This window comes from Streptomyces sp. NPDC019224 (genome assembly GCF_040632605.1).
Classification (GTDB): Bacteria; Actinomycetota; Actinomycetes; order Streptomycetales; family Streptomycetaceae; genus Streptomyces.
In genome coordinates this window covers 77,492-104,274 of sequence record NZ_JBEYCF010000025.1, presented here as the reverse complement: position 1 = coordinate 104,274, position 26,783 = coordinate 77,492, and the positions used below count along the sequence as shown (strand labels likewise).

Genomic DNA, 26,783 nt, shown 5'->3' with positions numbered 1-26,783 from the left:
AAGCGCTTCGCCCGGCCCACGGGTGCGGGGCGGGCCTGGTCAGGCCGGGTCCTCGGTGAAGGAGCCGCAGGCGGAGGCACCGGTCGCGCAGGTGGTGCCGCAGCCGTCGCCCGTCTGACACATGAGGTGGCCGTACGAGTGCTCGGCGATGATGACCTTCACGTCCAGGGGCGCGAAGTCGTCGTCCAGGTCCGCCGACGGCGTGACCGGGAGCGGGGCGAGAGTGGCGCTCGTCATGATGTTCCCTTTCCTCTTGTTGGGGTGGTGCGGGATTACCTGGCTCCCGGGGTTACGCCGAGGGCCAGGAGAGCGAAACCCGGCTGTGCACCTTGTCGATGACCCGGTCGGCCGGGATCTGGTCATCGGGGGTGCCGGCCGGATAGACCCGGATGACCGGGCCGGGGCCGCCGCGCCGGTGGGCCTCCCAGTCGCGGAGCACGCCGGCGACCTTGTCGGCGAACCGCTCCGCGTGCGGGCCGAGGGCGTGCACCCCGTACTCCAGGTGCTTGTTGTCCTCGGTGCGGCGGGTGACGAGGTAGGCGAAGGTGTCGTCCTCGACGGCCGCGAGGGCGAACCGCTTGTTCACGGGGTCGACCAGGCCCGTGTCCGACTTCTCGTCGACAGCCATCGTGCAGAAGCCCGGCAGGCTGATCGCCATCGCCATCTGGAGGGTGTCGATGAGTTCCTGGATGCGGACGGTGACCCCGGTCCACAGTTCGTGGCGTGGGAACATGACGGCGTTGTCGAGCCGGTGCGGGTCGGCCGGCAGACCGTCATCGAACTTGAGCCCGATCTCCGGAGTGCCGTTGACAAGAAGGAGTTCCTCCCGGTGGGCGGTGGCCCCCTGCATCGGGACGAAGCCGCAGATCCTCGCCGACTCGCTCTCCAGGTAGGGACCGTGCTCGCCCTTGACCTGAATGAAGGAGACCGACCGGATCAGGCCGCGCATCCGCAGCGGGACGACGAGCCGACCGCCCTCCTTGAGCTGGGCAGTCCAGGCCGGGGAGACGTCCCAGGCCCCGGCGGTCACCATCACGACGTCGAGCTCGCCGAGGCCCGGGACGGGCTCGGCGGCGTCCGCGGTGACGACGTGCACCCGTCCGTAGCCGTGCTCGTCAAGGAGCCGACGCGCACGACCGGTCACAACGGGGTCGATATCGACGGTGACGACTTCACCGCCCTCGCCGACGAGCTCGGCGAGGTAGGCCGCGTTCAGCCCGCCCGAGCCGATCTCCAGGACCCGCATCCCGGACTCCACCCGGGCCTGCTCCAGCATCATGGCCTGGATCTGCGGCGCGGAGACGGAGCTGAGCTGCACACCGTGCTCGTCCGTCCTGGTGATCACGGCGGCGTACGTGTCGTACGCCTTGTCCAGCGGCGTGTCGGCGGGGGTGAAAGCGTGCCGGGGCACCTTGCGCATCACAGCTTCGACCTCCGGGGAGGAGATGTTGCCGTCCGCGCACAGTTCGTCCACCACCTTGTTCCGCAGGCGGGTCGCCTCGTCGGGCTCGACAGTCGTGTTCGTCATCGACTTCCTTTGATCGTTCGTGTTCGGGGGGTAGGCCGGCACCGCGCCGGTGGCCCGGGAGGCTATCGGCGAACGCTCTCCGTTCTCGTCGAACCGCCCGGCCAGCGATGTCGTGCTGAACAGCGCGCGAAGGTTCGACACCGGTGCTGAGCCGCCCGGCGATCCTGGCTGTACCACTCAGGAGAGCCGGGCGGCTGTCTAGGCGGCGGGCACAAGATCGTCCAGGTTGACGGCCTCGTAATCGCGCAATTCGCGTACGAGTTGGCTCGCCAGGAACCAACCCAACTGGGGGTGCCCGTACGCCACGGGCGCGTCGTCGTCGACGGGAAGCGGCGCCAGGCCGGTGGCCGTGAGGCGGTACCGAGTGCCGATGACGCCCCAGGGCGATGTCCCCCTTGCGCGGAAGGCGACGTGCCCCTTCCGCAGGTGCGGGCACAGCTCTACGGCTGACCTCAGGTGCTGCAGGCATACCGGCGGTTGTGCCGTCCTCACCGGCTGGGAAGCGAGGTGGGACGCGCCTTCCGCTCGCCCGGAGAGGAAGATGTACCCCTGATCGGTCTCGGCCGGGCAGAAGCCGACCTGGCACCGAAGCTGCTCCATCGCCTCCCGCTGCCGGCTGGAATTGACCAAGCGCCACTGCGGTAGGCCCGTCGGCTTTCCGGCAGCGTTCAGCGACTGTGAGCATCGCGCCCACAGTTCACCGCGCGGTCCACGGTCCGCAGCGGTCTCCTCGCGGTAGGCGAGACGCACGGCGCCGAAGGCGTTCATGCTCAGCGTGAGTTCCGACTCCAGCCCGCCGTACTCACCTTCTCGCTGGGTGATGTACGGGACGAGGCGGGGCGTTGCGCTCGTCCGCTTCATGCGGCAACCCCCACCGTTTCGACGGACCGGTGCGGCGCGACGATCCGGCCGTCGGGTAAGAGCTCCCCAGTGTCCTCGAAGAGAAGCACTCCGTTGCACAGCAGGCTCCATCCCTGCTCGGGCCGGTGCGCGAGGAGCCGCGCGGCCTCCCTGTCAGGAGCCTCAGCCGTGGGGCACGGCGGGTTGTGCACACACATGGTGCTCGTCCTCTCGAGTGAGGAGTCGGGCCCTCTTCGGCCAGCTACGGTGCCGTGGGGGGAACACGGTTCGGGCGCGGCCGGAGAGGGAGTCCTTCGGTGCCGCCCCGGGAGAGGCGGCTATGGCTGCTTCGCTGTAGCCGTAGAAGCACCCCAGGGCGGTCCTGTCGTAAACCCCCCGGAGGTTCGGTGGTCTCTCTCCCCACTCGGCAATGGGACAGCCGTCCGGGTAGGGCGACCACCACAGCCACGGCTGAGAAAAGCCGGGCTGCTCCGCGAGAAGAACTCGGACCTTGGCGGCGAGACAGCGGCACGAGACCGGGAAGTACTCGCCATGGCTCACGTTCCCGACCGGATAGGCGAGGAACGATGTGTGCAAGGTGCGTACCGCGCCGCCTCTCTCCACCATCAGAGGCTCGGTTAATCGCTGGGCGTAGTAGTCGAAGTCGTAGGCGTCACGGGGGCTCGCAACTGTCGAGACGATGACCGACGGATAGTCGACGCGGTGCATCATTCGTCCGGCCCCTTGAGGTAACGAGCCTCGATCAATGCTCCGACCAGATCTTCGGTGAGGAAGGCCAGGCGACGGGCAAGTCCGACCGCTCGCTGCCGGTCGGGCGGCAGGGGCTCCTCCCGCAGAGGTCGACCACGTTCAACGAGCAGGCCCATCTCAGCAGTGGGAGAGCATCCCACATCGGCGACAGCGATATCGCTGAGGTGTTTCAAGTACCCACGAAGTCGTGTGACCAGTTCCGTGGTGGTGGCAACGGGCGGCGGCTGATCGCCAATCGCCGCATTCAGATCGTCGAACACACCCTCAACGTCAAGCGGGCTCCAGGCTCTTATCCTCTCCAGGACTTTCCGCAGGCCGTCTGCGTCCAGAGGCGGTGCCCACCGCTCAGCCGGCCGCAAGGGGGCAACTGCGCTACTCACTGCACGCCACCCTCTGCCGGCAAAAGGCACCAGACAGTTCGTTGGTCGTCGCTGACGCCCCATGTTCCGTCCAGTCCGCTGACCGTGGCCGCCATCAGCAGCAGCCCCCGGCCGCTTTCGGCGTCGTCACCGGCCTCCCGGAGCGTGAGGTTGCCTGGCACGTTGCTCGTCACTCCGGCGTACAGCAGATCGCGCGTGCACTGCATCGTGACGGTGACTTCCGTGCCGCTGCTGTGCTGAATTGCATTGGTCACCAGCTCGGAAAGGATGAGCGCCACGGGGAAAGCCATGTTGGACAACTGGTGAAGCGAAAGGAAGGCGCCGGCGATCCGCCGTGTCGCGCCAACCCGAAGCGCGTCCCGCATGGAGATCCCCTCGCCCTGTGGGCGCTGATCGATCTCGAAGGAGGTCTGCAGCACTCCCCCCGCCCGAGGCCGGCCCCCGGAGCCGAGCTGGATACCTGCGCGGTCGGGTAGTCCGTGCGTGGCCGTAAGGGTCGTGCTCGGTGCTGTAGCCGTACCCATTGACTCCTCCTCGTTGCGGATCGAGCACTCAGCGTGGTGCGAGGAGGCAGGTTGTGGCTATGTCGCGGTTATGACTTCTGGCTGCCCTTTCGAGTGACACGATGACGCCGCTATGACTTCTTGCCGCCTTCTGGTGGCGAATGGTTCCAACAGGGCACCGAGGAGGTATCCCATGGAGGGAACCACTTCCGGAGGAGACATGGACGAGGGCCGGCGCACGGTTCTGTTTCGGCTGACGACCGACAAGGGCATCCGCGCCCACCGGGCGTTCAGCGAGGAGTACACCCGCGTCGCACAGCAGTTACGGGATGAGGGCTACGAAGTGGCCCCTCCCCCGGGTGCTCGCCACTACGAACGTCTACTGGTTGTCGGAGGCGTGAGAACCGCGCCCCACGCCCCCACCGCCCGTGTTCTGGAGCGGATGTTCCAGCGCCCCGTCGCGAACCTGCTGCGCTCGGCTGCCGAAATGCCTGCGCCCCAGGGTGAGCGTTGCGACTGGGCTCCCTCCTCCGTAGTGCTCAACGAAAGTGAACTGCTGATGATCGCTCGGGACGCCGCGTCTCACTCCGGGGAAGCCGCCGCGCTGTGCCTGGATGAGCTGACCCTCGACCAGCTCCACGACGACCTGATGACACTCAGCCGCAAGTACGGCCGCACAGCACCGGTCGCAGTCTTCCAAGAAGCGAACAGCTTGCTGCAGCAGGTGCAGATGAACCTCGAGCGCACCCGGTCCCCCAAGCAGCACACCCGCCTCTACTACGCCGCTGCGCAGGCCAGCGCACTGCTCGCAGCCGTTTCCTTCGACCTCGGAGCGCTGACACCTGCAGTGTCCTTCGCGCGTTCTGCTGCCCAGTACGGCAAAACGATCGACAACGGCCCGGTGCAGGCTTACGCCTACGGGATGCTGGCCTTCATGGCGTTCTGGGACGGCCGGCCCAGCGAGTCCGTCCGGCTGACCAAGACCGGCCAGCAGTTCGGCGGACTGGGGGACACCGCTCGTCGGCGCCTCTACGCCATCGAGGCTCGCGCACACGGGCACCTACGCGCCGACGACCAGGCGCAGCGAGCGATCCGGTCCGCTCTGGAGCAGACGGGTGAGCGACGCGACGAGCTGCACGACGACATCGGCGGAGAGTTCGGGTTCGACGCTGCCCGCACGGCCATGAGCAACGCCACCACCTGCTTGCTCCTGCGGGACTCCACAGGTGCGGAGGAATTCGCTTCCGCTGCCCTTGCCCTGCTCAGCAGTCAGCCGGAGGCCGAGGTGCCCATCGCGGTTTCGGGGCCGGCGTCCATCGACCTGGCTCGCGCACGCCTGATGCGCGATGAGGTGGAGGGCGCCCAGGCCGCCCTGACACCGGTCTTCGAGGTGCCGCCGGGCTGGCGTGGCTCGGGCATGATGGAGCGACTGGTCGCCGTGCGGATCGAGTTGACGCGTCCCCAGTTCAGGGCCTCGCCGGCGGCCCTCTCCCTCGCCGAGCAGATCGAGGACTTCAACGCCCTCTCGCCGGCGCGGAGGCTCGGTGCCCAGAGCCCGCTGGCGATCGAAGCCTGACCCCTACCGACCCAGCGCCGCCAGGATCATTTCCTCCCTTTCCGGCGTGATCCCGTGCTCGGCCCAGCGCGGGTGCTCCACCGGCGTCCCGCCGTCGCTGAGCCACGCCCAGGTGTCCGTCACCGTCTCCAGGAGTGGGCGGCACACCAGTCCCGCTGCCTGCGCCCGCGTCGAGTCGATGTTCCAGACACCCGCGTGAGTGCGCCACAGCGGCAGCTCCGTCCACTGCTTCACGTCGTGGTCCAGGAGCAGCTTGTCCGGCGTCCAGACCAGTTGCGCATCGCCGCCTGTGACTAGCACGCAGGCTGTGAGCAGATCGCTCATCGTCTCCCGGCCGATCGGTGCGACGCAGTTGTACGCGCCGCCCCGATCGGCCCCGCCCTGATCGAGTGCGAACGCGGCCACATCGCGGACGTCGATCGGCTGGATGGGCTTGTCCGGGGCGCCCGGTGCAAGCATCCGGCCGCCCCGGGCTGCTCGGTTCAGCCACCAAGGAAGCCGGCCGACGTACTCGCCGGGGCCGAGGATGACGCCTGGCCGCAGGATAACCGCTCGCTCCTCACCGAACGTCGCGGTGACTGCCCGTTCGGCCCCTGCCTTCTGCCTTCCGTAGTACCAGTCCGGCCCGTCCCAACCCTCGGGGAGCCGACCGTAGTCGACGTCGGCGTCGGGCGGCCCGTCCAGAACTACGGAGTCCTCCGTCAGTGGCTCGTCCGGCCACCCCCGGTAGGCGTTGACGGTCGAGATATAGACGTACCGGCCAGCGACCGGTTCCAGGAGGCGAGCACCGGCAAGCACATCTCGCGGCGCCATCTCCGAGGCCGATGTGTCCACCACGGCGTCCCACGGCCCCTCCCCGGCAAGCCGCTCCAGATCGGCGGCGAGGGTACGGTCACCACGGACCGTCCGGGATCCTTCCGGCGCAGCACCGGAGCGGCCACGGTTGAACACCGTCACCTCCCACCCGCGGTCCAACGCGGCACGTGCAACTGCGCTACCTAGAAACCAACTTCCGCCAAGCACGAGAATCTTCATGGCCGCGATCCTGCCCGACGGCAGGGGCCACAAGCCAATACTTCTCAGTCACTGTCTGCAAGAAGACTGAGGGCGGCACCCATGGTCCACCTCTGCGTCGGCAGTGAGAACAGAGGCCACCACGGCCGTGGTCTGGGAGACGTCGGAACACCCCGCGTCGGCGGGGAGGACCCCTTCCGGCCGACCGCGAGAATGATCTGGTTCGGAACACCCCCGCGTCGGCGGGGAGGAGGGAGCGGGTACGAACCGCTGCCGCGCGTCCCACGGAACACCCCCGCGTCGGCGGGGAGGACCCGGCGCGCGGGGTGGCTCATCCGTGCGCCCCCGGAACACCCCCGCGTCGGCGGGGAGGACCCGGCCTTCGCCCCGCGGACGAGGTCGCGGGCCGGAACACCCCCGCGTCGGCGGGGAGGACCTTCCGCAGCGCATGGAGCTTGCGCGCGCGGTCGGAACACCCCCGCGTCGGCGGGGAGGTCGGCGGCCGTCATCTGCGCGCGCAGCCAGGCGGCGGAACACCCCCGCGTCGGCGGGGAGGTCTCGTCCGCCAGGATGTGCATCCGCCTGGCCGGCGGAACACCCCCGCGTCGGCGGGGAGGTCCGCGGGTCGTCGCTGAACGAGAACCCGCCATGCGGAACACCCCCGCGTCGGCGGGGAGGTCAGCGGCCACCCGTGGAAGTTGCCGGCCGCGCGCGGAACACCCCCGCGTCGGCGGGGAGGTCTGCTGGCAGGATTGTTCTCGTTCATCAGGTTCCGGAACACCCCCGCGTCGGCGGGGAGGTCGGCGACAGGGCGGGCCGGCGTCAGATGGTCGGCGGAACACCCCCGCGTCGGCGGGGAGGTCGGGACACGCCACGTTCCGGCGGGCGTGGTGGTCGGAACACCCCCGCGTCGGCGGGGAGGTCCGGCGCACGTCGGCGCTCGGCGCCATCGAGCCCGGAACACCCCCGCGTCGGCGGGGAGGTCTGGCGCCGCCATGCCCCAACGCAGGCGGAACCCGGAACACCCCCGCGTCGGCGGGGAGGTCCGTAGGCAATCGCACTCCATGGTCCCTCCGGACGGAACACCCCCGCGTCGGCGGGGAGGTCGCCATCTTGGCGTTGGCCTCGCTCACGGTGGCCGGAACACCCCCGCGTCGGCGGGGAGGTCTCCTGGTCCTGCGGATGACGAAAGCGCCGGCACGGAACACCCCCGCGTCGGCGGGGAGGTCTCACTCGGCGCGTTCGTAATGTCGTAGCTGTTCGGAACACCCCCGCGTCGGCGGGGAGGTCAAGAACTCCTGCCGCAGGAACCGGGCGCTGACCGGAACACCCCCGCGTCGGCGGGGAGGTCTGTCTGTCGCAGACACTGCACGCTGACAGCCCCGGAACACCCCCGCGTCGGCGGGGAGGTCTCTTCGCCGAGTGCCACGGTGATGACCTTGATCGGAACACCCCCGCGTCGGCGGGGAGGTCCGCGGGCCCGACCCGCCCACCCTTCATTCCCCCGGAACACCCCCGCGTCGGCGGGGAGGTCACTTCCTGACCTGCACCTTAAGAGGGACTTTGCATTTCCTTTGCCTTTGGTGCGGCGGTCATGCGAATCAGGGTAAGCCCGTCGAAGTCGGCGGGGACGCGGCGGCGGGTGCCGGCGGTTCGGATGCTGTAGCCCTGTTCGGTGGGGGCGGGGTGGACGAGGACGGCAGCACCGTTGCCGACAGTGTCGGTGACGGCTTGCCAGAGTTGGTCGCGGACACGGGCGGAGACGCTTCCGACGAAGATGCCGGGGACGACTTCGCTGGTCCAGCGGCTGAGTGCTCCGCGGAGGTGGTCAGGAACGGCCGTGGTAGCGATCACGAGCATGGACGGCATCATTCACCTCGGGCCGCGTAGTTGACACCGGCTGGAAGGGCACCGGCCTTGGGGTCCCAGAGGTGGACCAGCTGGACGTCGCGCTTCTCCTGCGGCTCGTCCTCGTCGGTGGCATCCGTGGAGCCTGGCGTCAGGAGGCTCTGGACGTCCCGGACGATGCGCGGGAGGAGCTTGAGGAGGCGTAGGTCTTCACGGAAGCGGCGGCGTGCTTCCTGTTCGGGGTTGTCGGAATTGTGGAGGGCGAAGGCCAGGGGAAGGGTGGTCTCGGCCTTGTAGAGGTCGGCGATGTCGTAGACGAAGGAGTGCTGCTTACCGGTGTGGACGAAGCCGAGGGCAGGAGAGAGGCCGAGCGCGAGCAGCGCGGCGTGGACGATGCCGTAGAGGCAGGCGCTGGCTGCGGACAGGGCGAGGTTGACGGGGTCCTGGGAGTCCCATTGGTCGGGGTGGTAGTTGCGGCGGAAGCGGCCGATGCCGTGCTGCTGGGCCAGGATCTTGTAGAAGGCTTTCATCCGCTGGCCTTCGAGGCCGCGGAGTTGGTCGAGGGTGACAGCCTCGGGAAGGTCGGCGTCCTGGAAGCGCATGCGGTACATGCGTACGGCGACGTCGAGGCGTCGTGCGGAGTCGGACCAGCAGGCGACCTGCTGTTCCAGCCAGTGGGTGGTCAGGGAGTCGGAGAGGATGCCGGCGTAGGCGCGTACTCCTCCGGATCCGACGGAGACGACGGTGGTTCCGTGGCGGGCCAGGGTGTTCAGGGCGGGTGTGGTGATGGAGACGCCCGGGCCGAGGAGGAGGCACGACAGTGCCGCGGTGGGGATGTAGACGAGGTCGGTGCGCTGGGGATCCACCTGAATCTGGGCGCAGACTCCAGTGTCGTCCTGGACGACGCGAACCATATCCAGGTAGAGGAAAGACAGGGAGTCGGCGACGCGGGGCAGCATGGCAAGAGTGGGGGAGGCGAGGCGCCGCCGGGCGTCGCCTCTTCTTCTCGGGGCGCTCATGCGGCCGGTGCGGGGGCCAGGCTGAGCAGTCCGGCTCCGTACGGTTTCCCGCGTCCGATGCCGGTCAGGACAGCCTCGTGGAGGGCGTCGGGGTCGGTGACGGTTGCGGTGCCGTCGTAGCGGATCAGGCTGTGCCGCATGCCGTCGGGGTCCTGCCGGCGGGGGCGGACCGGCGGCATGTTGGTGGGCGTCAGGACGTGGACTTGCAAGCCCGCGTCGGCCGCCCGGCGCAGCCACCACTGGTCGGCGTCCGCCCCGGAGAGTGGCACGACCCGGCCGCGCTTTCCTTTGGCCTCCAGGGGAAGGCGCTCACGCTTGGCGGGGTTGAGGACGATGCGGTAGCGGACGGCCAGCCCTTTGCGCAGGGCTGTGAACATGGGGGTGAGGCTCTTGATGTCTGCCTGCCCGTACCCGGCCGGAAGACGGGCGGGGTCAAGGCGGTTCGCTTGGACGAGGAGGGTGCTGGTGGTGTCGGTCTCGTCAAGGCGGTAGAGCAGGCCCACCTGGCGGCGGGGGGAGTCCCCGAGGCCGTCGGGCACCATACGCATCACCGTGCGATGCATTTCGGTGGCGTCGCGAAGATCCCGCTGTACGTCGCGGTTGTACGGGTTGAGGCGGATCCGGGCGATCACCGGCTCGTCGTTCATGCGTGTCCCTCGGCGTGGGCGTAGTCGATCAGACGCGTGAGCAGGGTCTTCTGAGGTCCTGCCAGAGCGCGGCTCACCGGCTCGACAGTGCGGTAGAGACGGCGGCCGGCGTGGGCCCGTCCGTGTGGAGCGAAGCTGACCGGCATGTCGTTGACCTCGATGACGTCGGCCGCAGCGCCGGAACCGCCGTCGGGAAGAGGACGTTCTCGGAGGAACTGCACCGCAATTGCTTCCTCTGTGTCATCACGGGGTTCGGGGCAGGTGAGCGGTACTCCGGTCAGCAGCTCCGCCTCGGGATCGTCGACGTGCCGGCGCAGGAGGAACGGCTCGTCGGGTGCGCAGGAGCGCCGGCCCAGATACGGCGCCCAGTAGGGGCGCCGCAGTGAGGCCGCGAGCTGCTCCGCCAGGTCGTCGGGAGCGATGACGGCGACGACGAAGACCGCGTCGGTGAGGTACTGGCGACGGGTGATGACGGCCGCGGCCTTGTTGCTGCCGCCGCTGGTGGCGGCAGTGCGTTCTTTGAGGAAGCCGCCGCCGGCGGTGTGGTAGTCCTCCAGGAGCACGCCCGGCCGGTCGACTCGCACCGTCAGCCGCACCTGCTCGTACTTTGTAAGGCCGGCGGTGTCGCCGCGGGCGATGCCCTCGGCCGCGGCGAACATGCCGACGAGTGCGGAACGGGTCGGGAAGGAGGCGGTCTCCCGCACCGGAGTGAACGCCGAGCGTTCACCCCAGGACTGCAGGGGACCGGCCAGCCTCAGCAGCAGTCCACTCACTGCTGGGCTCCCACGACCGTGCTGTCGGCGGCGCTGATCGCGGCCTCGACGGCGGCCTCCACGAGCTGGTGGTAGGACTCGTGGGCGGTGCCGAGGCCCTTGGGCTTCTCCTGCGGGTCGATGACCGTGTGCCCGTGGAAGGGCCGGTGGCGGTCGCCGGTGAGCCGGTTGATGTTGACGGTATAGGTGTCGAGCGCCTGGCGGGACGGCTTGGAGAAGCCCCCCTGCCGGTCGGCGGTCACAGGGGTTTCGAAGGCTGCGGCCAGCGACAGCGGCCGGTGCTCACGCACCGCCAGGTACGCGAGGTCCGGCAGCGTGTGCGGGGCCGTCGAGTTCTTCTTGGCCTGCGGCAACGACATCAGGAAATGCTCGGCGAACGAGGCCAGCACCGTACGGGCGGCCTTGACGTCTCCCTCGAGGTTCTTCAGCAGGTCGGTGACGTTGACGGTCCCGTACCGGTAGAAGACGCCGGCGGCGAATTCGGCGGTGTCCAGGTGCCCGCTACCTGTCTCGGACTCCCCCAGCCAGTCGTCGACCGCGGTGAAGTAGTCCCGCTGCGGCTCAGCCGCGTGTGTGGTGAAGGCGTGCGCGACCTGAGCGGCGCCATCGACGTTGGCGTCCGGCAGCTCGGCGAGCATGCGTCCCAGCAGGCTGATGGAGGCGGTGCGCCGCTTGAGGATCTCCTCGATCGTGTTCGGGGGCAGTACCTGCGGGGCCTTGACACCCTTCTTTGCACTCGCCGCCTTCGACATGGCGGTTTCCAGCGCCTCGCGGTGCTCGGCACACACGATGGCGAGCTCCTCAACGGCCGCCTCCGGCAGGAACAGCAGCACCGAAGTGTGGCCGGCGGCCTCCAGCCCGATGCCCTTCCTGCCGGCGCTCACCGCGACCTGGGAGCCGGCGAACGCGGCCAGGTCGGCGGGCCAGCCCGCCCGCTCGAGCGTCTGCTGCACCTTCACCGGCACGAGGCGGGTGCGGGCCGCCTTCTCCCCGAGGTCCTTCTCCACACCGAGGCGGATGGGACGCTTCCAGGACTGGCTGGAGACCCGGATACGCAGCGCGTCGCCATAGCGCACCTGCTTCGGAGACCCGAGGTCGTCACGGTTCAGGTTCGCGGCCGGCACCGACTGCAGGGCGTTCAGGTCCAGGTAGAGGGTCATCGCTCGTTCTCCTCGGGAAGAGTGGGGGTGGTGTCGGTGACGCCGGTGGGAATGGAGCGGCGGAAGTACTGGTCGAGCCAGCGGGTAGCAATGGAGTCGCGGTCCTGGGTCCACCAGGACAGGTCCTTCAGCAGGACCGCCCAGTCGACCGCGATGCCACCGCTCAAGAGCTGCCGGGTCAGGGAGGGAAGCGTCCGGTGAACCGCATCGCTGCTCTGCCGGGAGATCAGGTGCAAAGCGCTCTCGGCCGTGCCCGGCTTCATGACGTCCTTCTTGACGGCCTCGCCGAGCACGGCCCCCAGATTCGGACGCAGGTACCAGGCGGTGGCCGAGGTGTTGGCCGGCTCGGTCTGCCGGGCGACGCGTGGGCGCGCCGCGATCAGCGAGGCCACCCCGTAGTAGGCCCGGCGGGTGTCCGGGTAAGTGACGTCGTCGTGCTGGTGAAGCCAGGGGACGAGGTAGCGGTGCATGTAGTTGCACCGCTCGACCGGCAGGCCCAGGCCGCGGCGCAGCTCGGCACGGGTGCGGTTGTCCTGGCACAGGTCGTGGACGTAGGAGATGAACCTGTCGTGTTTCGGCGGCGCAGCGGCCACCGTGGAATCGGTCATGAGGCATCCCTGGTACGGGGAATGGGTGAGAACGCTGACAGGAGGTCAGCGTGCACAGGATGGTCGGAGCCGGCTCAGCCGGCGTTGGGGCTCAGGAGCGCGTGCAGCATCGAGCGGGCGCGGTGCCGGGCGCGCGCCACCCTGATGTCTGCCCGGCTGGACGGGCCGATCGCCTCGTCCAACGCCGACAAGGCGGCGTGGACGAACGGTTCAATGGGTCGGTCCGTCCGCCGCTCAGCCTTGGTCAGCTGCCAGAACTCGCTCTCGGCCTTCGACCAATACCGGGTCATAGCGGCCGAGGCCCAGGGGCCGGGCTTGCGGGCGTCGAGTTTGACCTTCGCCTTCGGCGAGGGATCGACGTTGGAGTCCGTGGCGATCTTCCAGGCGACCCTGGCCGCGAAATCCAGCCGGTCGCCCACGTCTTCTGCGGAGGCATGACAGCGCTTGACGTGATGGGCCATCTCCTCGTCGTTCTCCTCCAGCCAGGTCAGGACCCGGGGAGTCGTCGACGCGAACCAGACGCTGTCCTTCTGCTGGCCGTCCTGGTCGAAACCGTAGGCGCGCACCCGCAGCGTGGGCAGCAGGGTCCTGGGCAGTGCACCAAGGGCGGGCGGCCGCTGGGTGTCCTGCCGGTCGTCCTTCAGCAGCAGGGCGTCCAGGTCACGCCACAGCGCACGGGCGCCGTCGGCCTCGCGAGGCTGAAAGTTCCCGTCCTTGCGGCGGTCGAGGATCTGGTACGGGTCCCGCACCGCAGGGGCCTGCGCGTGCGTGGACCAGGTGATGTACGCGTCCGTCACCTGTCGGCCGTCCGACGACGGGACCAGCAGCACGGCGTGCCGGAACCGGCCGGTCAGCATTCGCCCTGGCCACGTCATCGCAGGGAGAGGTTTCAGCGGGTCGAGAAGTTCACCCTCCCAGGGGCAGACGTCCTCGTTCTCCCCGAGCTCCTCGTCCTGCGGCCTCGGCACGGCCAGGACCAGCGAGGTGAACAGGTCACGACCCCACGGGAAGTACGAGACCGACTTCCGCAGAGGCGCCGCATCGCCACTGCCGGCCCGGCCCTCGGTGATGCGCCGAGGCGTGCACTGGCCGGACGGCCCGAAGTAGAGCTGGGCGATCAGATGCCAGGCGGCTTCCGCGGCCGGTACGGGTACAGGAGCGATGTCGGTGAAATGACCGAACAGGACCGCGCCGTTGATGCCGGTCGGCCGTCCCATCACCAGCTTGTTCACACCCGACGGGTTCGGCGCACCCTTGGGGTCCACGCATTCGGTACGAAGCCGCGGTTCCTGCAGGAACGGCCGCTCCGGGTCGAACAGGTCGAACCTGCCTGACGGCACCTCCTTGTCGAAGTACCTGTCCACGGCCTCTGGGTCGAATCGACCGGCCCGCAGAACCCGCCGACGCAGATCGAGCCAGTCCTTGATGTTCTCAGCAACGTCGAGGGCATCGAGACGGTCGTCTCCATCGCCGGCAATCCTGGCCGTGATGGCTGCCAGGATCCGCATCAGCCCAGCTGCTGCCGGTGGCACCGGCAGCTCCAGGTCCTCGATCTCATGAGCCTGCTTGAACACCTGCCGCAGTCCCAGCCGCGCCGACTCCCCAGTCAGCAGTCGCACCGGAATCCATGGCTCGTCCCGCAGGTCGAACCCCCCAGACATCGAACAGCCCCCTCCACAAACATGGTCAGCACGAAGCAGCACGCCAAGGTCCCAGCGAACCGCCGTCCGAGTCGCGCTTCGCATTCAAGCACCCACCACTGACACAAGGGTCCCGTTCCGTACTGGCGAACCAGTAGAGCACCTTTCGGTGATACATGTGACGGGATCTCAGAAGGTTGGAGAGTGAGGGGTGGAGGAGTTCCTAAGATGAGGAGGGGAGCTTGATCGATTTGCGCACCAGGACCTGATCCCGGTAGAACTGCCGCCCAACACAAAGAAGTTGACCCGAGGAGACCTCGTTTACCGAGTCCTAACTGCACCCGCTTCCTGGGCTTCGTCGGCGCCCTGGGTGCTGGTGATCGCCATCATCGTGATCGTCGTCAGCACGAGGCCGGACCCGGCCACCATCGGATCGTGCCTGCTTCTATTGGCCGGGGCGGGGAAGGCGTACCGCGGCTTCTCCCGATAGCCTCGAGGGAGGCGGTCGCCGTACTTAGCGCGACCGGCTCCCCGCCGATGTGGGGGTGTTTCAGTTGGAGAGCGCGGGGCTGAGGACAGCTCAACGCCTTCCCCGCCGATGTGGGGGTGCTCCCTCTGCAGCCATGTCCCTCTAAACGCGGACGAGGCCCAGGTCTTGGTCCAAGGACAGCGTCTTGTCGCCGACCTTCACTGCCTGGGCCTTGCCCCGGCGGACCTGCTGACGGAGGACTCGAAGGTCCCCCAGCACGGGGTGTTCGGCCCATGAGGAGGGCGGACTGAGGCTCTCCGGCTCGGCATCACGGAACCAGTCGGCGCGGACGGGGATGGTGCGGCGCATCACCTGCCGGACGGATGAGGCCGGCATCCTGCCGTCCTCGGGCGCTTCCGGTAGCGGCTGCTCACCTTCGGCATCGAGAGTGAGTTGGCCGTCCTCCTGGGCGTATGCGCACAGGAGGCGCACCGAGTCCGCGCCCAGACGAGTCGACACCTCCCACTCGTCCTCTTCACCCTCCATGTCATGCAGGTCATGGAGCTCGGCAACCTGCCGGGCACGGCGCGCAGCGCGGCCATGCTCCGCTCCGCGGTCTCCTTCCCCTTGTGCTCCGCCCACGCCTTCGCCTCGCGGCTGCCGGAGACGTTCCAGTCGAAGTCCTCGCTGTCACCGTGGACCGCCTCGACCAACCCCTGCACATCCTCTGGAATGGCGATGCCGTCCTCCTCGATCTCGGCCAGCTTCCGCGAGGTCTTGCCGAGCAGGTGCTCGGAGTACACCTCACCCCACTGCACCGGCATCCGCCCACCGCCCGCCAAGGGATCAAGGACGACGAGACGCGGCCCACTCGCCCACTCGGGGCGACCGCGCCCCTCGGGGTATCCGTGCCTCTGCCAGTGATTCTCATGCCGCCAGCAGCGGCCCGCCCGCTGCAGCAGCAACGACAGGGGGGCAAGATCGCTGATGACGAGGTCCGCGTCCAAGTCCAGGGACTGTTCGACGACCTGCGTGGCCACCACGACCCGCCTGGCCGGTCTCGGACCGCTCCGGTTCAACCCCGCGGTGACCGCGGCCGTGCGCTCCTCCCGCACATCTCCTGGGAAACGGGCATGCAGCAGTTGCACGTCGCTCCCCTCCTCATGGGAGCGCCGGCCGATCTCTTCGCGGAGCTGCAGATACGTCTCCTGCGCGTCACCCACCGTGTTGCACACCACCAAGGCGGTGCCGCCATGACCCCTCGCGACCGGCTCCAACAGTCGCTTGATCACCGCAATTCGGTCCGCCGCCACACCCTTCTCCCCGTGGACGACTCGCTCGACCTCCACCCTGAGCCGCATGTTCCGCGTGCGGGCCTGCTCCCTCTGGCGAGTCTGGGACATCTGCGCGCATGTGCCGGTCTCGCCGTCGACGTACAGCCAGCCCGGGTACGGCGCCGGGAACGTCTGCCGCTTCAGAGCCGTCGACTTGTGGCCCGCACCCTTCAGGTACTCCTTGATCAACCGGTCGCCGACCGAGCCCGGCAAGGTCGCCGACAGCAGCACGACCGGCACTCCGTAGAAGCCCAGCCAGTTCAGCAACCGGCCCAGCAGCACCTGCATGTACGGGTCGTAGGCGTGCGCCTCGTCCACGATGAACGTCTTGTTCGACAGGGCCAGCATCCGCAGAGCGTTGTGCCGCACCGGCAGGACAGCCATCAGGGCCTGGTCGATCGTCCCGACCGCGAACTGCGCCAGCAGCGGCCGCTTCGCTCCACGCAGCCACCTCCCCGGCCGCATGTCGGCCTCCCGGCGGCGGCGCCCGGCCGGAGCCTCGTCGCCGTCGCAGGTAACCACCGTCTCGCCGTCCAAGTCGTCGTCGGCGTAGGCGCTGCTGAGCCACGCCATGCTATGCACCAAGGTCAGCCCGGCGTCCTCGCCGGACTGGTTCCGCAAGGTCCTTGCGAGCCGCTCGTACATCTGGTCACTGGTGGCCATCGTCGGCAGCAGGAACCCATACCCATGCGTACCGAAGGTCTTGGACAGAATCCGCTCCGCCTCCAGAGCAGTCTCCGACTTGCCGTCACCAGGTGCAGCGGTCACCAGCATGATGCCGCCCCGCCTCCCGGCACCCACCGCAGCCGGCAGCTCGTCCATAACCGACTGCTGCAGAGGATTCGGCTCCCCAGCGATGCCGTACGCCTCGGCGAAGTCCTTACGCTCCAATTTCACCGGCGTCAGCCCGGCATCCCGCAGCAACGTGACCGCGTCCGCCTGCGAACGCCGGAAATGAGCGGCCAGCGAAGGCTCAAGCGTCCGCTGGCGTTGCCGGAGGTACCCCTCCTGACTCACCAGCCAGTCCGCGAGAATCACCACCCCCGTCACCAACACGGCAACAGGAGCCTCGAATGAGCCAGGCGCCGTCGGAGTCCCCAGCGCTTCGTGCACCGCTGTGGCATGCGCGGCCCGCTGCCTGGCCCACGCTGCATCACCGAGAAATGCTTGCCCGACGCCGTTCTCCAGACGGTGGAAGCGGCCGTGATGACCGCCGATGATTTCCGCCACTCGTTCAGTGGCGCTCATCTCTTCGTCGTCCTCGAAGCCCAGCGCCTTCAGCACCTCGGCCGCGGCAGTCATGCCCGCCACGTCATGCGCGGCCCGCTCGGCACTCATCCGCTCGCTGCCCGATGCCAGTTCGCTGCTGAGGAACTGCGCAGCTCGCCATGAACAAAATTGGAACCCCGAGAGCTTCCCGATGTCGTGCAGGCCGGCACACAGCCCGACGAGCGCCCGAGCACGGTTCAAATCCCCGGCCAGACCCATCCCGTCGGCTATACGCGCCCTCTGATTGCCCGCCAGGTACACGTCCCACAAGTGAAGCGCCATCGCGGCCGCATCAAGAAGGTGTCTTACCAGCGGGTAGGGGGACAGCGCCGGATCCAGCCCACGGGACTTCCCCCACGCCGACTCGTCCAGCATGTTCTGCCTGTGCAGCACGCCAACCCGCTCCACTTCGCTACTCGGCCCCGCCCCGGCAGCGGAAGCAATGCCGCCGCCGAGTCGTATCCAAGCACTCGGCACTGACATTGGCGCCCATACTCGGGTTCCGGTGCTCGCGCCCCGGGCACTGACAATGCCTCCATGCTCACCTCGGCAACTTTGTACGCCGCACCTGGATAAGGTGATGCCATGCGACTGACTGAGCGCCTCACCCCCTCGAGAATGGCAAAGAACATGCAAAGCCCCTCTTGAGTCGCAGGTCAGGAAGTGTCCTCCCCGCCGACGCGGGGGTGTTCCGGATGAGCACGACCTGAGACCTGGGCCCCTGCGGTCCTCCCCGCCGACGCGGGGGTGTTCCGCGGGCCGGGTAGTCGTCACCGTCCAGCCGGTAGTCCTCCCCGCCGACGCGGGGGTGTTCCGGGCTGCGGCGTAGATGGTGGGCACCAGGCTCAGTCCTCCCCGCCGACGCGGGGGTGTTCCGCCCTTGCGCAGCAGCGCGAGGGTGCCGAGCGCGTCCTCCCCGCCGACGCGGGGGTGTTCCGCCGGACCAGACAAGGGCGGCTCCACCGCCCACGTCCTCCCCGCCGACGCGGGGGTGTTCCGTCGGGGTCGGCCTGCCGCCAGTTGTTCGGCTGGTCCTCCCCGCCGACGCGGGGGTGTTCCACGCGCTTGCCACCGGCGAGCTTGCGGATCTGCGTCCTCCCCGCCGACGCGGGGGTGTTCCGCGCGTCGATAATCTCAATGAGTCCGCCGGACAGTCCTCCCCGCCGACGCGGGGGTGTTCCGCGCGGGTCGACCCCGCCAATCTCGCCGTAGCGGTCCTCCCCGCCGACGCGGGGGTGTTCCGACCCACCAGCGGGCCGACGGCCAGACCGTCCCGTCCTCCCCGCCGACGCGGGGGTGTTCCTTCTCGGCAAGCGTCTGCAGGACCTGCGGGAGCGTCCTCCCCGCCGACGCGGGGGTGTTCCGGCCAGTCCTGATGGGCCGAGAGTCGCCGTACGGTCCTCCCCGCCGACGCGGGGGTGTTCCGGCGTCCGAGTCCTGGGGCGTCGGCACCCGCTCGTCCTCCCCGCCGACGCGGGGGTGTTCCGGTCGATGCCCCGCCACCCCGTCGCCTTCGTGAGTCCTCCCCGCCGACGCGGGGGTGTTCCGGCCGAGAGCGCCGCCGAGAAGGCCGCGGAGACGTCCTCCCCGCCGACGCGGGGGTGTTCCGTCCTCCAGCCACACGCCGTTGTCCACCCCGCCGTCCTCCCCGCCGACGCGGGGGTGTTCCGATCGTCCGGCACGCCGTAGTCGGACACGAGCAGTCCTCCCCGCCGACGCGGGGGTGTTCCGCTGATGTTCGGGGTGGACGTACTCGCAGGCCGGTCCTCCCCGCCGACGCGGGGGTGTTCCGGTCTCCCAGCCGCACATCGTGCGGGTGATGGCGTCCTCCCCGCCGACGCGGGGGTGTTCCGACGGCTAGCGGGAAGGGAGGGGGGTCGGGCGGGTCCTCCCCGCCGACGCGGGGGTGTTCCGACCACCTCATCTTCCAGGGTCGGCCCGTGTCCGTCCTCCCCGCCGACGCGGGGGTGTTCCGGTGGGGCCCGCGTTGGAGCGGGTCACGTAGAGGTCCTCCCCGCCGACGCGGGGGTGTTCCGGCCGCGTTACGTGGAATGGCGAGTGCGCCCATGTCCTCCCCGCCGACGCGGGGGTGTTCCGGTCCATCGGACCGAGGCCCCCTGATCCAGGGCGTCCTCCCCGCCGACGCGGGGGTGTTCCGCGGCTGAACGGGCCGTACGCCGAACCGCCGTTGTCCTCCCCGCCGACGCGGGGGTGTTCCGACGTGTCCATCCGTCGATCGGGCCGTTGTCGAGTCCTCCCCGCCGACGCGGGGGTGTTCCGCTGGAGGCGTGGGCGTGGGGGGCACAGAGCATGTCCTCCCCGCCGACGCGGGGGTGTTCCGAGCTTCATTCCGAAGTCGCGCGCGGGCGGGTTGTCCTCCCCGCCGACGCGGGGGTGTTCCGTCGCCGCCACCACCACCGCCGCCGTCGTCGTCGGATGCGTCCTCCCCGCCGACGCGGGGGTGTTCCGCGGAGTTCCGGGTCGTCGGTCAAGTTGCCCACGTCCTCCCCGCCGACGCGGGGGTGTTCCGAACATGGCGCCGCGGTCCATGTACGGCACGGCGTCCTCCCCGCCGACGCGGGGGTGTTCCGCTGTTGTTCGGGGTGCACGTACTCACAGGCCGGTCCTCCCCGCCGACGCGGGGGTGTTCCGTTGCGGTGCCGCCACAACGACGGCCGGGCGCCGTCCTCCCCGCCGACGCGGGGGTGCCACACTCGGCCAGCGCCACCACCCGCACCCGCGGATACGCGCCCCCTCGGTGCGATGGGTCTTCGGCCGCCCGAAGGGCACTTTCGCAGGCAAAACCGGAGGTGGCGGCATACGAGTCAGGCTGTACGCCGGGTTCCGTGGCCAACGGGCCATAGGTACGTCGCTATGCGAGCCAGCAGGCTTCCCTCCCATGACAACTCACTGACCCCCGAGTACCGTTCCCCCCATGGATCACAAAGGGCCGTGGCGATTTCCGCAGCCGCGTGCTCTGGCGGGGCCGGCACACCACGAGCCGTGCGTCAGCCGCAGCAACCGCTTCTTCCTCAATGCGCTGGCGATCATGGGGATGCACCGGATCGAGAGCACAGCGGAGTAAGCAGACTCACCCCGCGAGGCGCTGATCGAAATCGCGCTGACGCCACCTCAGTGGCAGCACATCCTCCTCTTGCTGTCGCAGGAGGGCAGCGAGCCCTCGATGGCGTCCCGTGGAGTGGTGTAGCCGATCTTGGCGGGAATGTGCGCCTGTTCTGAGCCGTCGTGTGCGTCGACTGCCTGCGAGTGCTCCCTGAACACGAGGGCGGCCACCGTGTAACTGTCCTGGGTGAACGGGCAGTTCGACCCAAGGAGGTACACGGTGGCCTTGTCCCGGCATGACCTACTTCGCCTGCTGGAGTCACTGCGTTCGGCGAATGGTCTTGAACTCCTGCGTGAAGTCGCCGAGCGATTGTTGCAGGAGCTGATCGAGGCCGAGGTCACCGCGCACATCGGCGCCGAGTGGAACGAGCAGACGACCACGCGGACGGGCTACCGCAACGGGCACCGGGACAAGACGGTGACCACTCAGGCCGGCGACCTCGAGCTCGCGATCCCGAAACTACGGCCGGCAGCTTCTTCCCCAGCCTGCTGGAGCGCCGGCGCCGTGCCGACCAGGCCCCCTACGCAGTCGTCACGGAGGCCTACGTCCACGGCGTCTCCACCCGCAGCGTCGATGACCTGGTCGAGGCACTCGGCTCCGACACCGGTATATCGAAGAGCGAGGTCTCGAGGATCTGCGGCGATCTCGACGCGTTCCGCGCACGCCCCCTGGACCACACCCGCTTCCCTTACGTCTATCTCGACGCAACCTACGTCAAGGCCCGCGTGGACCACCGGATCGTCTCCCAGGCGGTAGTCATCGCCACCGGTGTCACCGAGGACGGCGGCCGTGAGGTCCTGGGCCTCATGGTCGGCGACAGCGAGACCGAGGCCTTCTGGGCCACGTTCCTGCGCTCGTTGCGCGAGCGCGGCCTGAGCGGGGTCCGTCTGGTCATCTCCGACAGCCACAGCGGCCTGGTCAAAGCCATCCGCAAGGTCATGCTCGGCGCCGCCTGGGCAGCGGAGTAATTGTCAAGACCTGTGGATCAGTTGAAGTGGATCAGGCTGCTGCCTCTTGGTTCTGCTCGATGCGCTTGCCGTTCTTGAAGCGAACGCCGTCGCGAACCTCGGCGACGAGGTGCGGTGCGGTGACCGCCCGCCAGCGGGCCTGGGCGGATTCGACGAGCTTGAAGACCATCCCCAGGGCCGCCGCCGCGCTCCCGGCCCCGCGCGTGACCTTGGTCCGAAGCTTCACCACGGAAAAGGTAGATTCGATGGGGTTTGTCGTGCGGAGATGGATCCAGTGCTCGGCCGGGAAGTCGTAGAACGCCAGGAGCTCGTCCTGCTCGTCGGCAATCTTCTTGACGGCCTTGGGCCACTTCGCGCCGTAGGCCGTCGCGAACGCCTTGACCGCCTTCTCGGCATGCGCTCGGTCCTCGGCGTTGTAGATCTCCTGCATCGCCTTCTTCGCCCCTGGCTGCGCGGACTTCGGCAGGGCGTTGACCACGTTACGGATCTTGTGAACCCAGCACCTCTGGTGCCTGGCCTGCGGAAACACCTCCGCGAGGGCCTTCCACAACCCCATCGCACCGTCCCCGACAACGATCTCAGGGTCTCGCATGCCGCGCCGCCGGCAGTCCCGCAGCAGATCGGCCCAGGACTCCGAGGACTCCCGCAGACCCTCCTCCACGGCGATCAGTTCCTTACGGCCGTCGCGCCGCACGCCCATCAGGACCAGCAGGCAGGAGTGGGTCTGGGAGAGGCGGATCTTGGGGTGGACGCCATCGGCCCACACGTAGACATAGTCGGAGCCGGTCAGGTCGCGCTTCTGGAAGGCGGCGTGGTCGTTCTGCCACTGCTTCGTCAGCCGGGTGACCGTCGCCGACGACAGGCCGGCCGAGCTGCCCAGGAACTGCTCCAGCGCGGGCACGAAGTCGCCGGAGGACAGTCCGTGCAGGTAGAGCAGGGGCAGGACCTCGCTGATCTTCGGGGACTTGCGGCACCAGGGCGGCAGGATCCTGGAGGAGAACCGCTGCCGCTCGCCGGTCTCCTCATCGACGCGGCGGTCGTCCACCCGTGGCGCGGTCACCTCGACCGGGCCGGCCGCGGTGGCGACGGTGCGGGGCCGGTGGCGGCCGCTGCGGACCACGAGCCGCCGACCAGCAGTGTCCTTCTCGCCGGCCAACTCGGCTATGTACTGGTCGACCTCGGCCTCCAGAGCGGCCGCAAGCATCCTGCGGGCGCCTTCCCGCACGATCTCATCGATCAGGGAGCCGGACTCCGTCGTGCCGTCCTCGTTGACTACGCTCAGCATGGGCGTGCCTTCCCAACCGACGTTCGCACCGTCGGTCTACTCGGTGACCTATCGATCACTCGGGAAGGTACGCCCTTTCACGCCCCAACCCGAGGCCGATCCACAGGTCTTGAGCATTGCTCGCATTCGCGTCATGACAACTCCAGGTGATTCTTTGGTGTGTAGGACAGGTGGTGCTTGCCAGCGCACTGAGGACCGTGGCGTAGCGACGGGACTACGCAATGGGTTCAGGTTCTGGCCATCCCAGTCCGATGGTCGGGCCGGGAAGCTCTGGGGTGCCGCTCGACGGTCCGGTCCTTTGCCCAGGACCGTCGAGCAGCCGTCTATGCGTCGGGCACAAGATCGTCCAGGCTGACGACCTCGTAGTTCCGCAGTTCGCGTACGAGCTGAGAGGCGAGGAACCAGCCGATCTGGGGGTGGTTGTAGGGCAGGGGAACGTCCGAGGCGGCGAGGGGCTGGATACCGTCGGCGGTGTACTGGTACGGGGTGCCGATGACGCCGTAGAGCGGGAACCGCGTGGCCAGCAGGGCGACGTGTCCCTTGCTCCTGAGCCGGGGGCACCGCCGGGCCGCCATCCGGGCGTGCTCCAGACACACCGGCGGCTGCGCGGTCTTCACCGGCCCGGTGTGGTCGTCGCCGTCATCGGCCGTCTCCACGAAGAGGATGCCGTCGCTGCGCTTCAGCGGGACCGTGCACACCTGGCAGCGCAGGAGCGCCATCGTGATGCGCTGGCGGAGCGGGTGCACCAGCCGCCACCTCGGGTTCCCGGTGGGCTGTCCCGCGAAGCCGAGTGACATGGAGTACCGGGCCCACAGCACGCCGCGGAGGTCTCGGTCGGGCCCTGCCTCGTCCTTGTACCCGAGCCGCGGGCGCCGGCCAGGACCGATGCGTACGTTCAGGTTGAGGAGGGAGTCCGCCTCTTCGCCTTCACGGGCGGTGATGTACGGAACGACCAGGTCGGCCGCGGTGATCGTCATGCCGCGCTTCCGACCGTGAGCGCGAGCGGCCGGTGGGGGGCGACGATACGGCCGTCGGGGAGGAGTTCTCCGGTGTCCTCGAAGACAAGCACTCCGTTGCACAGCAGGCTCCAGCCCTGCTCAGGGCGGTGCGCGACGGGTCGCGCGGCCTCCCTGTCGGGAGCCATGGCCGTGGGGCACGGCGGGTTGTGCGCACACATGGTGCTCGTCCTCTCGGGTGGGAAGTTGGGCCCTCTTCGGCCAGCTACGGTGCCGTGGGGGAACACGGTTCGGGCACGGCCGAAGAGGGGGACTTGTGGCACCGCCCCATGAAGGCCGCTATGGCTGCTTCGCTGTAGCCGCAGAAGCGCCCCAGGGTGGTGGCAGCGCGGTCGCCCTCGAGCGTGAGTGGTCTCTCTCCCCCCACTCGACAACGAAGCAGGGATCCGGGTGAGACGACCACCGCACGCGCAGGTCTCTTTAATCGCGGTCATGCCGCGCCCTGCGGGTCACCCGCAGGCACGATGCAAAGGTCGAGTCCCACCTCACGGAGCGGCAGGAAACGTGTTGCCAGGTGGTGTATCCCTCGAACGTCAAAACGGCCCTCCGATCAGGCGGATCGGTAGACGGTGACGAGCACTGCGAACACGGTGACGACGAGGAGAACCTGAGCGCCGGCCTGTCTCCAGCCCCAGCCCTTCGCATCCATCCACCGCAACGGTCGCCTTCAAGTCGGACCGGACAGCTCCTCGGGGATCACGAGGTGAATGAACGCCTGGTACCGCTCACCCAGCTCCTTGATCACAGCGCGATACTCGTCGTCATCGGAGCTGATGTTGTGCCGGTCCAGGACGATCACGCCGTCCGCGAAACCGCCTCGGATCAGTCGCTCGACCTCCCCCCAACCAGGGCGCTTCCAGGGGGAGGTGTAGACGCCACAGCCGGCACCCGAGCCGGGGAGGCACGTCGTGGTCACGGGAACGGCTACGTCGTGAAACCTCGCTCCCATTGCGTAGCCACGCTGCTCAGCCTCGGTCTGGAGGGTGTTCCAGTCCTCATCCGGCCTGGCACTCCTGCTGAGCACCAAGCTGTACGCCAGCACCCGAAGACGGCGATCACCAGAGCGGCGGTCGCGCCTTTCGGTCGCCTCGCGACGGAACTGCTGACGGAACCGGACGAGCTCGCCGCTACGCGCCGGACGCTCCAGCGGGGCGGGTTCGCGGTACCTCTCCTGGGTTCGAACAGTGTCGGCGTCCGTTCGGTCCCGGGATCCCATCAGGCTGATCCGTGGACTGGAGCCGGCGATGATGTCGCCCAGGCTTCTACTTGTCTTCATGGTCGCCTTCCCCTGGATCGTGCTCAGCCCGCGCAGGGCTCATCTGACGGTTGCGCGATGCGTTCGGTCCGACCGACCACTACGTTCGCCACTGACGTGAATCAGGTCCGTGCCAGGCGCCGTTCGGATACCGTGTGATCAGCTCGTACCGACGATCAAAGCGGTACGGAACCCCGGTGGGCAGGCCCTGGATGGAGCCTCACACGCTGGCTCCGCAGGCCCCATGGAGAGCCGCCCGTGTCGCCGGCATCGACCGCGGGTGAACGAAAGTCCACGGTGGAGGAGGAAGCGTGGGGCAGCAGCCGAACGAGCTGACTCCGGACGCCGGCCCATGGCACCGCTGGGGTTACGAGCTACGCCAGTTCCGCGAGGCCCGCCTGCTGTCGCAGCAGGCCCTGGCACGCCGGGCGCTGATCGACCGTTCGCATCTCGGACGCTTCGAGCGCGCTGAACGTCCCGTCCCGAAACATGCGGCCATCACTCTCGACGACATCCTCGATGCCGCCGGCGCATTGGTTCGTGGCTGGGACAGCGCGGAGCGCGAGGCTCCCCAGGACTGCCCCGCTCCGGTGTCCAGAGCCGGGACAGCGACTTATGGGGCCAGCACACGGGGCCATGGGGCCAGCGCCCCGGAGACCCTGGCCATGAGCGCGGTCGTGCGGGCAGGCTCTCTCGCAGACGACACGGACACGGTCGTCGTCCCTGCCCGCATCCACGGAAGGATCCTCTTCGTGCCCATGCCCCGCCGCGCTGTTCTCGCCTCAGGGATCGCCGGCCTGGCTGCGACAGCCATGCCGGCCGCGACGCCGGCGGCTGCCACCGAACTCGCCGACATGGGGTCTCCCCTTGAGCACTTCGCGCAACTCCGCCGGGTGATGATCCAGACCGACAACCTCATCGGCCCCCGGCACGTGTTGCCCGCCCTGCAGCAACACCTCGTCTCCCTTGCCACGAGACGCCGAGCCGCTCGTGGCACCGACGCCATCAAGCTTCTCGCCCTGGAAACGCGATACGAAGAGCTGGCGGGCTGGTTCGCCCAGGACATCGGCGACGAGCGCACCGCCCACGGCCACACCGCGAAAGCACTGGACGCTTCCCACATCACCGGTGACACCGATCTCACCGCGTACATCCTCGGCCGTAAAGCCCAGCTCGCCGTCGACACCGGTCATCCTGTTGACGCTCTCGGCCTCGCCGCAGCCGCCCGACGCACCGCCCGGCCCGGAAGCCGTCTCGAGGTCATCGCCGTTCTGCACGAGGCTCACGCGCATGCCGTACTCGGTGAAGGCGGTGAAGCCCACAGGGCTTACGACACCGCGCTGACTCTTCTCGGTCGCGCGGGCTCCGATGGCGTCTGGGGCTCCTGGCTCGACGCGGCGTACATCAGCACCGCCCGAGCCCGCTCCCTCGCCGCGCTCGGCGAGTACGAGCAGGCCGCAGCAGGCTTCGACGGCGCCCTCGCCATGCTCCCGCCCGCATATCGCCGGGACCGCGGTGTCTACCTCGCTCGCGCCGCGCGTGCCCACGCGGGCACAGGCAATGTGACCCTCGCTGCCCGAATCGGCGGGCAGGCCGTCGGGATCGCCGCCGAGACCGGATCCGCGCGCATCTTCGGACAGCTCGACCGGCTCGACCAGGCACTGGCCCCCGCAACCGGCGAGGACGGCGTCGCCGAGTTCCGCGCCTCACTCGACCGCATCGTTCTGCATCCCGCCTGACTCACCCGCGCACACCC

The 26,783-nt window shown here is 68.8% G+C and carries 25 protein-coding genes, 1 pseudogene and 2 CRISPR repeat arrays; of the genes and pseudogenes, 3 read left to right on the top strand and 23 right to left on the bottom strand.

The features are described from left to right. Positions 1 to 39: 39 nt before the first annotated feature. The 7 genes from fxlA to ABZ564_RS18235 form a co-directional block, all read right to left on the bottom strand. Positions 40 to 237, bottom strand: a complete 198-nt coding sequence (gene fxlA / locus ABZ564_RS18265; protein ID WP_360856986.1) for an FxLD family lanthipeptide — start codon at positions 235 to 237, stop codon at positions 40 to 42. 52 nt (positions 238 to 289) lie between these two features. Beyond that, entirely contained in the window at positions 290 to 1,528 is a 1,239-nt protein-coding gene (gene fxlM, locus ABZ564_RS18260) for a methyltransferase, FxLD system (RefSeq protein WP_360856984.1), read from the bottom strand. A 198-nt stretch (positions 1,529 to 1,726) separates the two neighbouring features. Further along, positions 1,727 to 2,389, bottom strand: a complete 663-nt coding sequence (locus tag ABZ564_RS18255; protein ID WP_360856982.1) for a hypothetical protein — start codon at positions 2,387 to 2,389, stop codon at positions 1,727 to 1,729. Next, a complete protein-coding gene (locus tag ABZ564_RS18250) occupies positions 2,386 to 2,586 on the bottom strand; it encodes a DUF5999 family protein (RefSeq protein WP_360856979.1) in 201 nt (66 codons plus the stop codon). Before ABZ564_RS18250 ends, ABZ564_RS18255 begins: the two co-directional genes overlap by 4 nt. After that, the gene (locus tag ABZ564_RS18245) at positions 2,552 to 3,100 is read right to left on the bottom strand and encodes a DUF6302 family protein (protein WP_360856976.1); all 549 of its coding nucleotides are present in this window, start codon (positions 3,098 to 3,100) and stop codon (positions 2,552 to 2,554) included. The genes ABZ564_RS18250 and ABZ564_RS18245 overlap by 35 nt, the downstream gene beginning before the upstream one ends. Next, on the bottom strand, positions 3,097 to 3,399 hold the full coding sequence (locus ABZ564_RS18240) for a DUF6415 family natural product biosynthesis protein (RefSeq protein WP_360856974.1): 303 nt from the start codon (positions 3,397 to 3,399) through the stop codon (positions 3,097 to 3,099). Before ABZ564_RS18240 ends, ABZ564_RS18245 begins: the two co-directional genes overlap by 4 nt. A gap of 116 nt (positions 3,400 to 3,515) precedes the next feature. Beyond that, entirely contained in the window at positions 3,516 to 3,938 is a 423-nt protein-coding gene (locus ABZ564_RS18235; protein WP_360856971.1) for an ATP-binding protein, read from the bottom strand. Between the two features lie 277 nt (positions 3,939 to 4,215). On the opposite strand from ABZ564_RS18235, the gene ABZ564_RS18230 reads away from it, so the two are divergent. Next, positions 4,216 to 5,598: a hypothetical protein gene (locus ABZ564_RS18230; protein WP_360856968.1), complete on the top strand. Its 1,383-nt coding sequence runs from the start codon at positions 4,216 to 4,218 to the stop codon at positions 5,596 to 5,598. Between the two features lie 3 nt (positions 5,599 to 5,601). Here ABZ564_RS18230 and ABZ564_RS18225 read toward each other — a convergent pair whose 3' ends face one another. The 11 genes from ABZ564_RS18225 to ABZ564_RS18175 all read right to left on the bottom strand — a co-directional run bounded on the left by ABZ564_RS18225 (position 5,602) and on the right by ABZ564_RS18175 (position 20,721). Continuing rightward, positions 5,602 to 6,633, bottom strand: coding sequence for an NAD-dependent epimerase/dehydratase family protein (locus ABZ564_RS18225; RefSeq protein ID WP_360856965.1), 1,032 nt, complete (start codon positions 6,631 to 6,633; stop codon positions 5,602 to 5,604). An 82-nt stretch (positions 6,634 to 6,715) separates the two neighbouring features. Further along, a CRISPR array of direct repeats spans positions 6,716 to 8,146; the repeat unit is 29 nt; unit sequence CGGAACACCCCCGCGTCGGCGGGGAGGTC. Positions 8,147 to 8,163: 17 nt separating this feature from the next. After that, positions 8,164 to 8,481, bottom strand: coding sequence for a type I-E CRISPR-associated endoribonuclease Cas2e (cas2e, locus tag ABZ564_RS18220; RefSeq protein WP_360856962.1), 318 nt, complete (start codon positions 8,479 to 8,481; stop codon positions 8,164 to 8,166). Further along, on the bottom strand, positions 8,481 to 9,419 hold the full coding sequence (cas1e, locus tag ABZ564_RS18215) for a type I-E CRISPR-associated endonuclease Cas1e (protein WP_360856959.1): 939 nt from the start codon (positions 9,417 to 9,419) through the stop codon (positions 8,481 to 8,483). Before cas1e ends, cas2e begins: the two co-directional genes overlap by 1 nt. A 56-nt stretch (positions 9,420 to 9,475) precedes the next feature. Further along, on the bottom strand, positions 9,476 to 10,126 hold the full coding sequence (gene cas6e / locus ABZ564_RS18210) for a type I-E CRISPR-associated protein Cas6/Cse3/CasE (protein WP_360856957.1): 651 nt from the start codon (positions 10,124 to 10,126) through the stop codon (positions 9,476 to 9,478). Next, the gene (cas5e, locus tag ABZ564_RS18205; RefSeq protein WP_360856954.1) at positions 10,123 to 10,899 is read right to left on the bottom strand and encodes a type I-E CRISPR-associated protein Cas5/CasD; all 777 of its coding nucleotides are present in this window, start codon (positions 10,897 to 10,899) and stop codon (positions 10,123 to 10,125) included. Before cas5e ends, cas6e begins: the two co-directional genes overlap by 4 nt. Further along, the gene (cas7e, locus tag ABZ564_RS18200) at positions 10,896 to 12,059 is read right to left on the bottom strand and encodes a type I-E CRISPR-associated protein Cas7/Cse4/CasC (RefSeq protein ID WP_360856951.1); all 1,164 of its coding nucleotides are present in this window, start codon (positions 12,057 to 12,059) and stop codon (positions 10,896 to 10,898) included. The genes cas5e and cas7e overlap by 4 nt, the downstream gene beginning before the upstream one ends. Continuing rightward, positions 12,056 to 12,667: a type I-E CRISPR-associated protein Cse2/CasB gene (gene casB / locus ABZ564_RS18195; RefSeq protein WP_360856948.1), complete on the bottom strand. Its 612-nt coding sequence runs from the start codon at positions 12,665 to 12,667 to the stop codon at positions 12,056 to 12,058. Before casB ends, cas7e begins: the two co-directional genes overlap by 4 nt. Positions 12,668 to 12,741: 74 nt before the next feature. Next, a complete protein-coding gene (gene casA, locus ABZ564_RS18190; protein WP_360856945.1) occupies positions 12,742 to 14,328 on the bottom strand; it encodes a type I-E CRISPR-associated protein Cse1/CasA in 1,587 nt (528 codons plus the stop codon). A 610-nt stretch (positions 14,329 to 14,938) separates the two neighbouring features. Then, positions 14,939 to 15,259, bottom strand: coding sequence for a hypothetical protein (locus tag ABZ564_RS18185; protein WP_360857001.1), 321 nt, complete (start codon positions 15,257 to 15,259; stop codon positions 14,939 to 14,941). Next, the gene (gene cas3 / locus ABZ564_RS18180; protein WP_360856943.1) at positions 15,145 to 17,772 is read right to left on the bottom strand and encodes a CRISPR-associated helicase Cas3'; all 2,628 of its coding nucleotides are present in this window, start codon (positions 17,770 to 17,772) and stop codon (positions 15,145 to 15,147) included. The genes ABZ564_RS18185 and cas3 overlap by 115 nt, the downstream gene beginning before the upstream one ends. A gap of 272 nt (positions 17,773 to 18,044) precedes the next feature. Then, positions 18,045 to 20,092: direct repeats of the CRISPR family, unit length 29 nt; unit sequence GTCCTCCCCGCCGACGCGGGGGTGTTCCG. A 419-nt stretch (positions 20,093 to 20,511) separates the two neighbouring features. Then, on the bottom strand, positions 20,512 to 20,721 hold the full coding sequence (locus tag ABZ564_RS18175) for a hypothetical protein (RefSeq protein ID WP_360857004.1): 210 nt from the start codon (positions 20,719 to 20,721) through the stop codon (positions 20,512 to 20,514). Here ABZ564_RS18175 and ABZ564_RS18170 point away from each other — a divergent pair. Then, positions 20,690 to 21,471, top strand: a pseudogene (locus ABZ564_RS18170) (IS256 family transposase). The gene ABZ564_RS18175 and the pseudogene ABZ564_RS18170 overlap by 32 nt on opposite strands. A gap of 31 nt (positions 21,472 to 21,502) precedes the next feature. Here the strand turns inward: ABZ564_RS18170 and ABZ564_RS18165 are convergent. The 5 genes from ABZ564_RS18165 to ABZ564_RS18145 form a co-directional block, all read right to left on the bottom strand. Further along, positions 21,503 to 22,756 carry an IS256 family transposase gene (locus ABZ564_RS18165; RefSeq protein ID WP_360856940.1) on the bottom strand — a complete coding sequence of 418 codons (1,254 nt, stop codon included), beginning with the start codon at positions 22,754 to 22,756 and terminating at the stop codon, positions 21,503 to 21,505. A 323-nt stretch (positions 22,757 to 23,079) separates the two neighbouring features. Beyond that, positions 23,080 to 23,733 carry a hypothetical protein gene (locus ABZ564_RS18160; protein ID WP_360856937.1) on the bottom strand — a complete coding sequence of 218 codons (654 nt, stop codon included), beginning with the start codon at positions 23,731 to 23,733 and terminating at the stop codon, positions 23,080 to 23,082. Continuing rightward, a complete protein-coding gene (locus ABZ564_RS18155) occupies positions 23,730 to 23,933 on the bottom strand; it encodes a DUF5999 family protein (protein ID WP_037830893.1) in 204 nt (67 codons plus the stop codon). Before ABZ564_RS18155 ends, ABZ564_RS18160 begins: the two co-directional genes overlap by 4 nt. 44 nt (positions 23,934 to 23,977) lie before the next feature. Next, positions 23,978 to 24,139 (bottom strand): DUF6302 family protein, encoded by a 162-nt coding sequence (locus ABZ564_RS18150; RefSeq protein ID WP_360856935.1) that lies wholly within the window; start codon positions 24,137 to 24,139, stop codon positions 23,978 to 23,980. A 300-nt stretch (positions 24,140 to 24,439) separates the two neighbouring features. After that, a complete protein-coding gene (locus ABZ564_RS18145) occupies positions 24,440 to 25,048 on the bottom strand; it encodes a hypothetical protein (RefSeq protein ID WP_360856933.1) in 609 nt (202 codons plus the stop codon). A 290-nt stretch (positions 25,049 to 25,338) separates the two neighbouring features. On the opposite strand from ABZ564_RS18145, the gene ABZ564_RS18140 reads away from it, so the two are divergent. Continuing rightward, positions 25,339 to 26,766: a helix-turn-helix transcriptional regulator gene (locus ABZ564_RS18140; RefSeq protein WP_360856930.1), complete on the top strand. Its 1,428-nt coding sequence runs from the start codon at positions 25,339 to 25,341 to the stop codon at positions 26,764 to 26,766. Positions 26,767 to 26,783 lie beyond the last annotated feature (17 nt).

Bases quoted from the DNA above. Each gene is read 5' to 3' on its own strand.
- cas2e (WP_360856962.1), bottom strand. From the start codon at position 8,481: ATGCCGTCCATGCTCGTGATCGCTACCACGGCCGTTCCTGACCACCTC.
- cas1e (WP_360856959.1), bottom strand. From the start codon at position 9,419: ATGCTGCCCCGCGTCGCCGACTCCCTGTCTTTCCTCTACCTGGATATG.
- ABZ564_RS18245 (WP_360856976.1), bottom strand. From the start codon at position 3,100: ATGATGCACCGCGTCGACTATCCGTCGGTCATCGTCTCGACAGTTGCG.
- ABZ564_RS18255 (WP_360856982.1), bottom strand. From the start codon at position 2,389: ATGAAGCGGACGAGCGCAACGCCCCGCCTCGTCCCGTACATCACCCAG.
- fxlM (WP_360856984.1), bottom strand. From the start codon at position 1,528: ATGACGAACACGACTGTCGAGCCCGACGAGGCGACCCGCCTGCGGAAC.
- ABZ564_RS18155 (WP_037830893.1), bottom strand. From the start codon at position 23,933: ATGTGTGCGCACAACCCGCCGTGCCCCACGGCCATGGCTCCCGACAGG.
- ABZ564_RS18145 (WP_360856933.1), bottom strand. From the start codon at position 25,048: ATGAAGACAAGTAGAAGCCTGGGCGACATCATCGCCGGCTCCAGTCCA.
- ABZ564_RS18165 (WP_360856940.1), bottom strand. From the start codon at position 22,756: ATGCTGAGCGTAGTCAACGAGGACGGCACGACGGAGTCCGGCTCCCTG.
- ABZ564_RS18160 (WP_360856937.1), bottom strand. From the start codon at position 23,733: ATGACGATCACCGCGGCCGACCTGGTCGTTCCGTACATCACCGCCCGT.
- ABZ564_RS18230 (WP_360856968.1), top strand. From the start codon at position 4,216: ATGGAGGGAACCACTTCCGGAGGAGACATGGACGAGGGCCGGCGCACG.
- cas7e (WP_360856951.1), bottom strand. From the start codon at position 12,059: ATGACCCTCTACCTGGACCTGAACGCCCTGCAGTCGGTGCCGGCCGCG.
- casA (WP_360856945.1), bottom strand. From the start codon at position 14,328: ATGTCTGGGGGGTTCGACCTGCGGGACGAGCCATGGATTCCGGTGCGA.
- ABZ564_RS18225 (WP_360856965.1), bottom strand. From the start codon at position 6,633: ATGAAGATTCTCGTGCTTGGCGGAAGTTGGTTTCTAGGTAGCGCAGTT.
- fxlA (WP_360856986.1), bottom strand. From the start codon at position 237: ATGACGAGCGCCACTCTCGCCCCGCTCCCGGTCACGCCGTCGGCGGAC.
- cas6e (WP_360856957.1), bottom strand. From the start codon at position 10,126: ATGAACGACGAGCCGGTGATCGCCCGGATCCGCCTCAACCCGTACAAC.
- ABZ564_RS18250 (WP_360856979.1), bottom strand. From the start codon at position 2,586: ATGTGTGTGCACAACCCGCCGTGCCCCACGGCTGAGGCTCCTGACAGG.
- casB (WP_360856948.1), bottom strand. From the start codon at position 12,667: ATGACCGATTCCACGGTGGCCGCTGCGCCGCCGAAACACGACAGGTTC.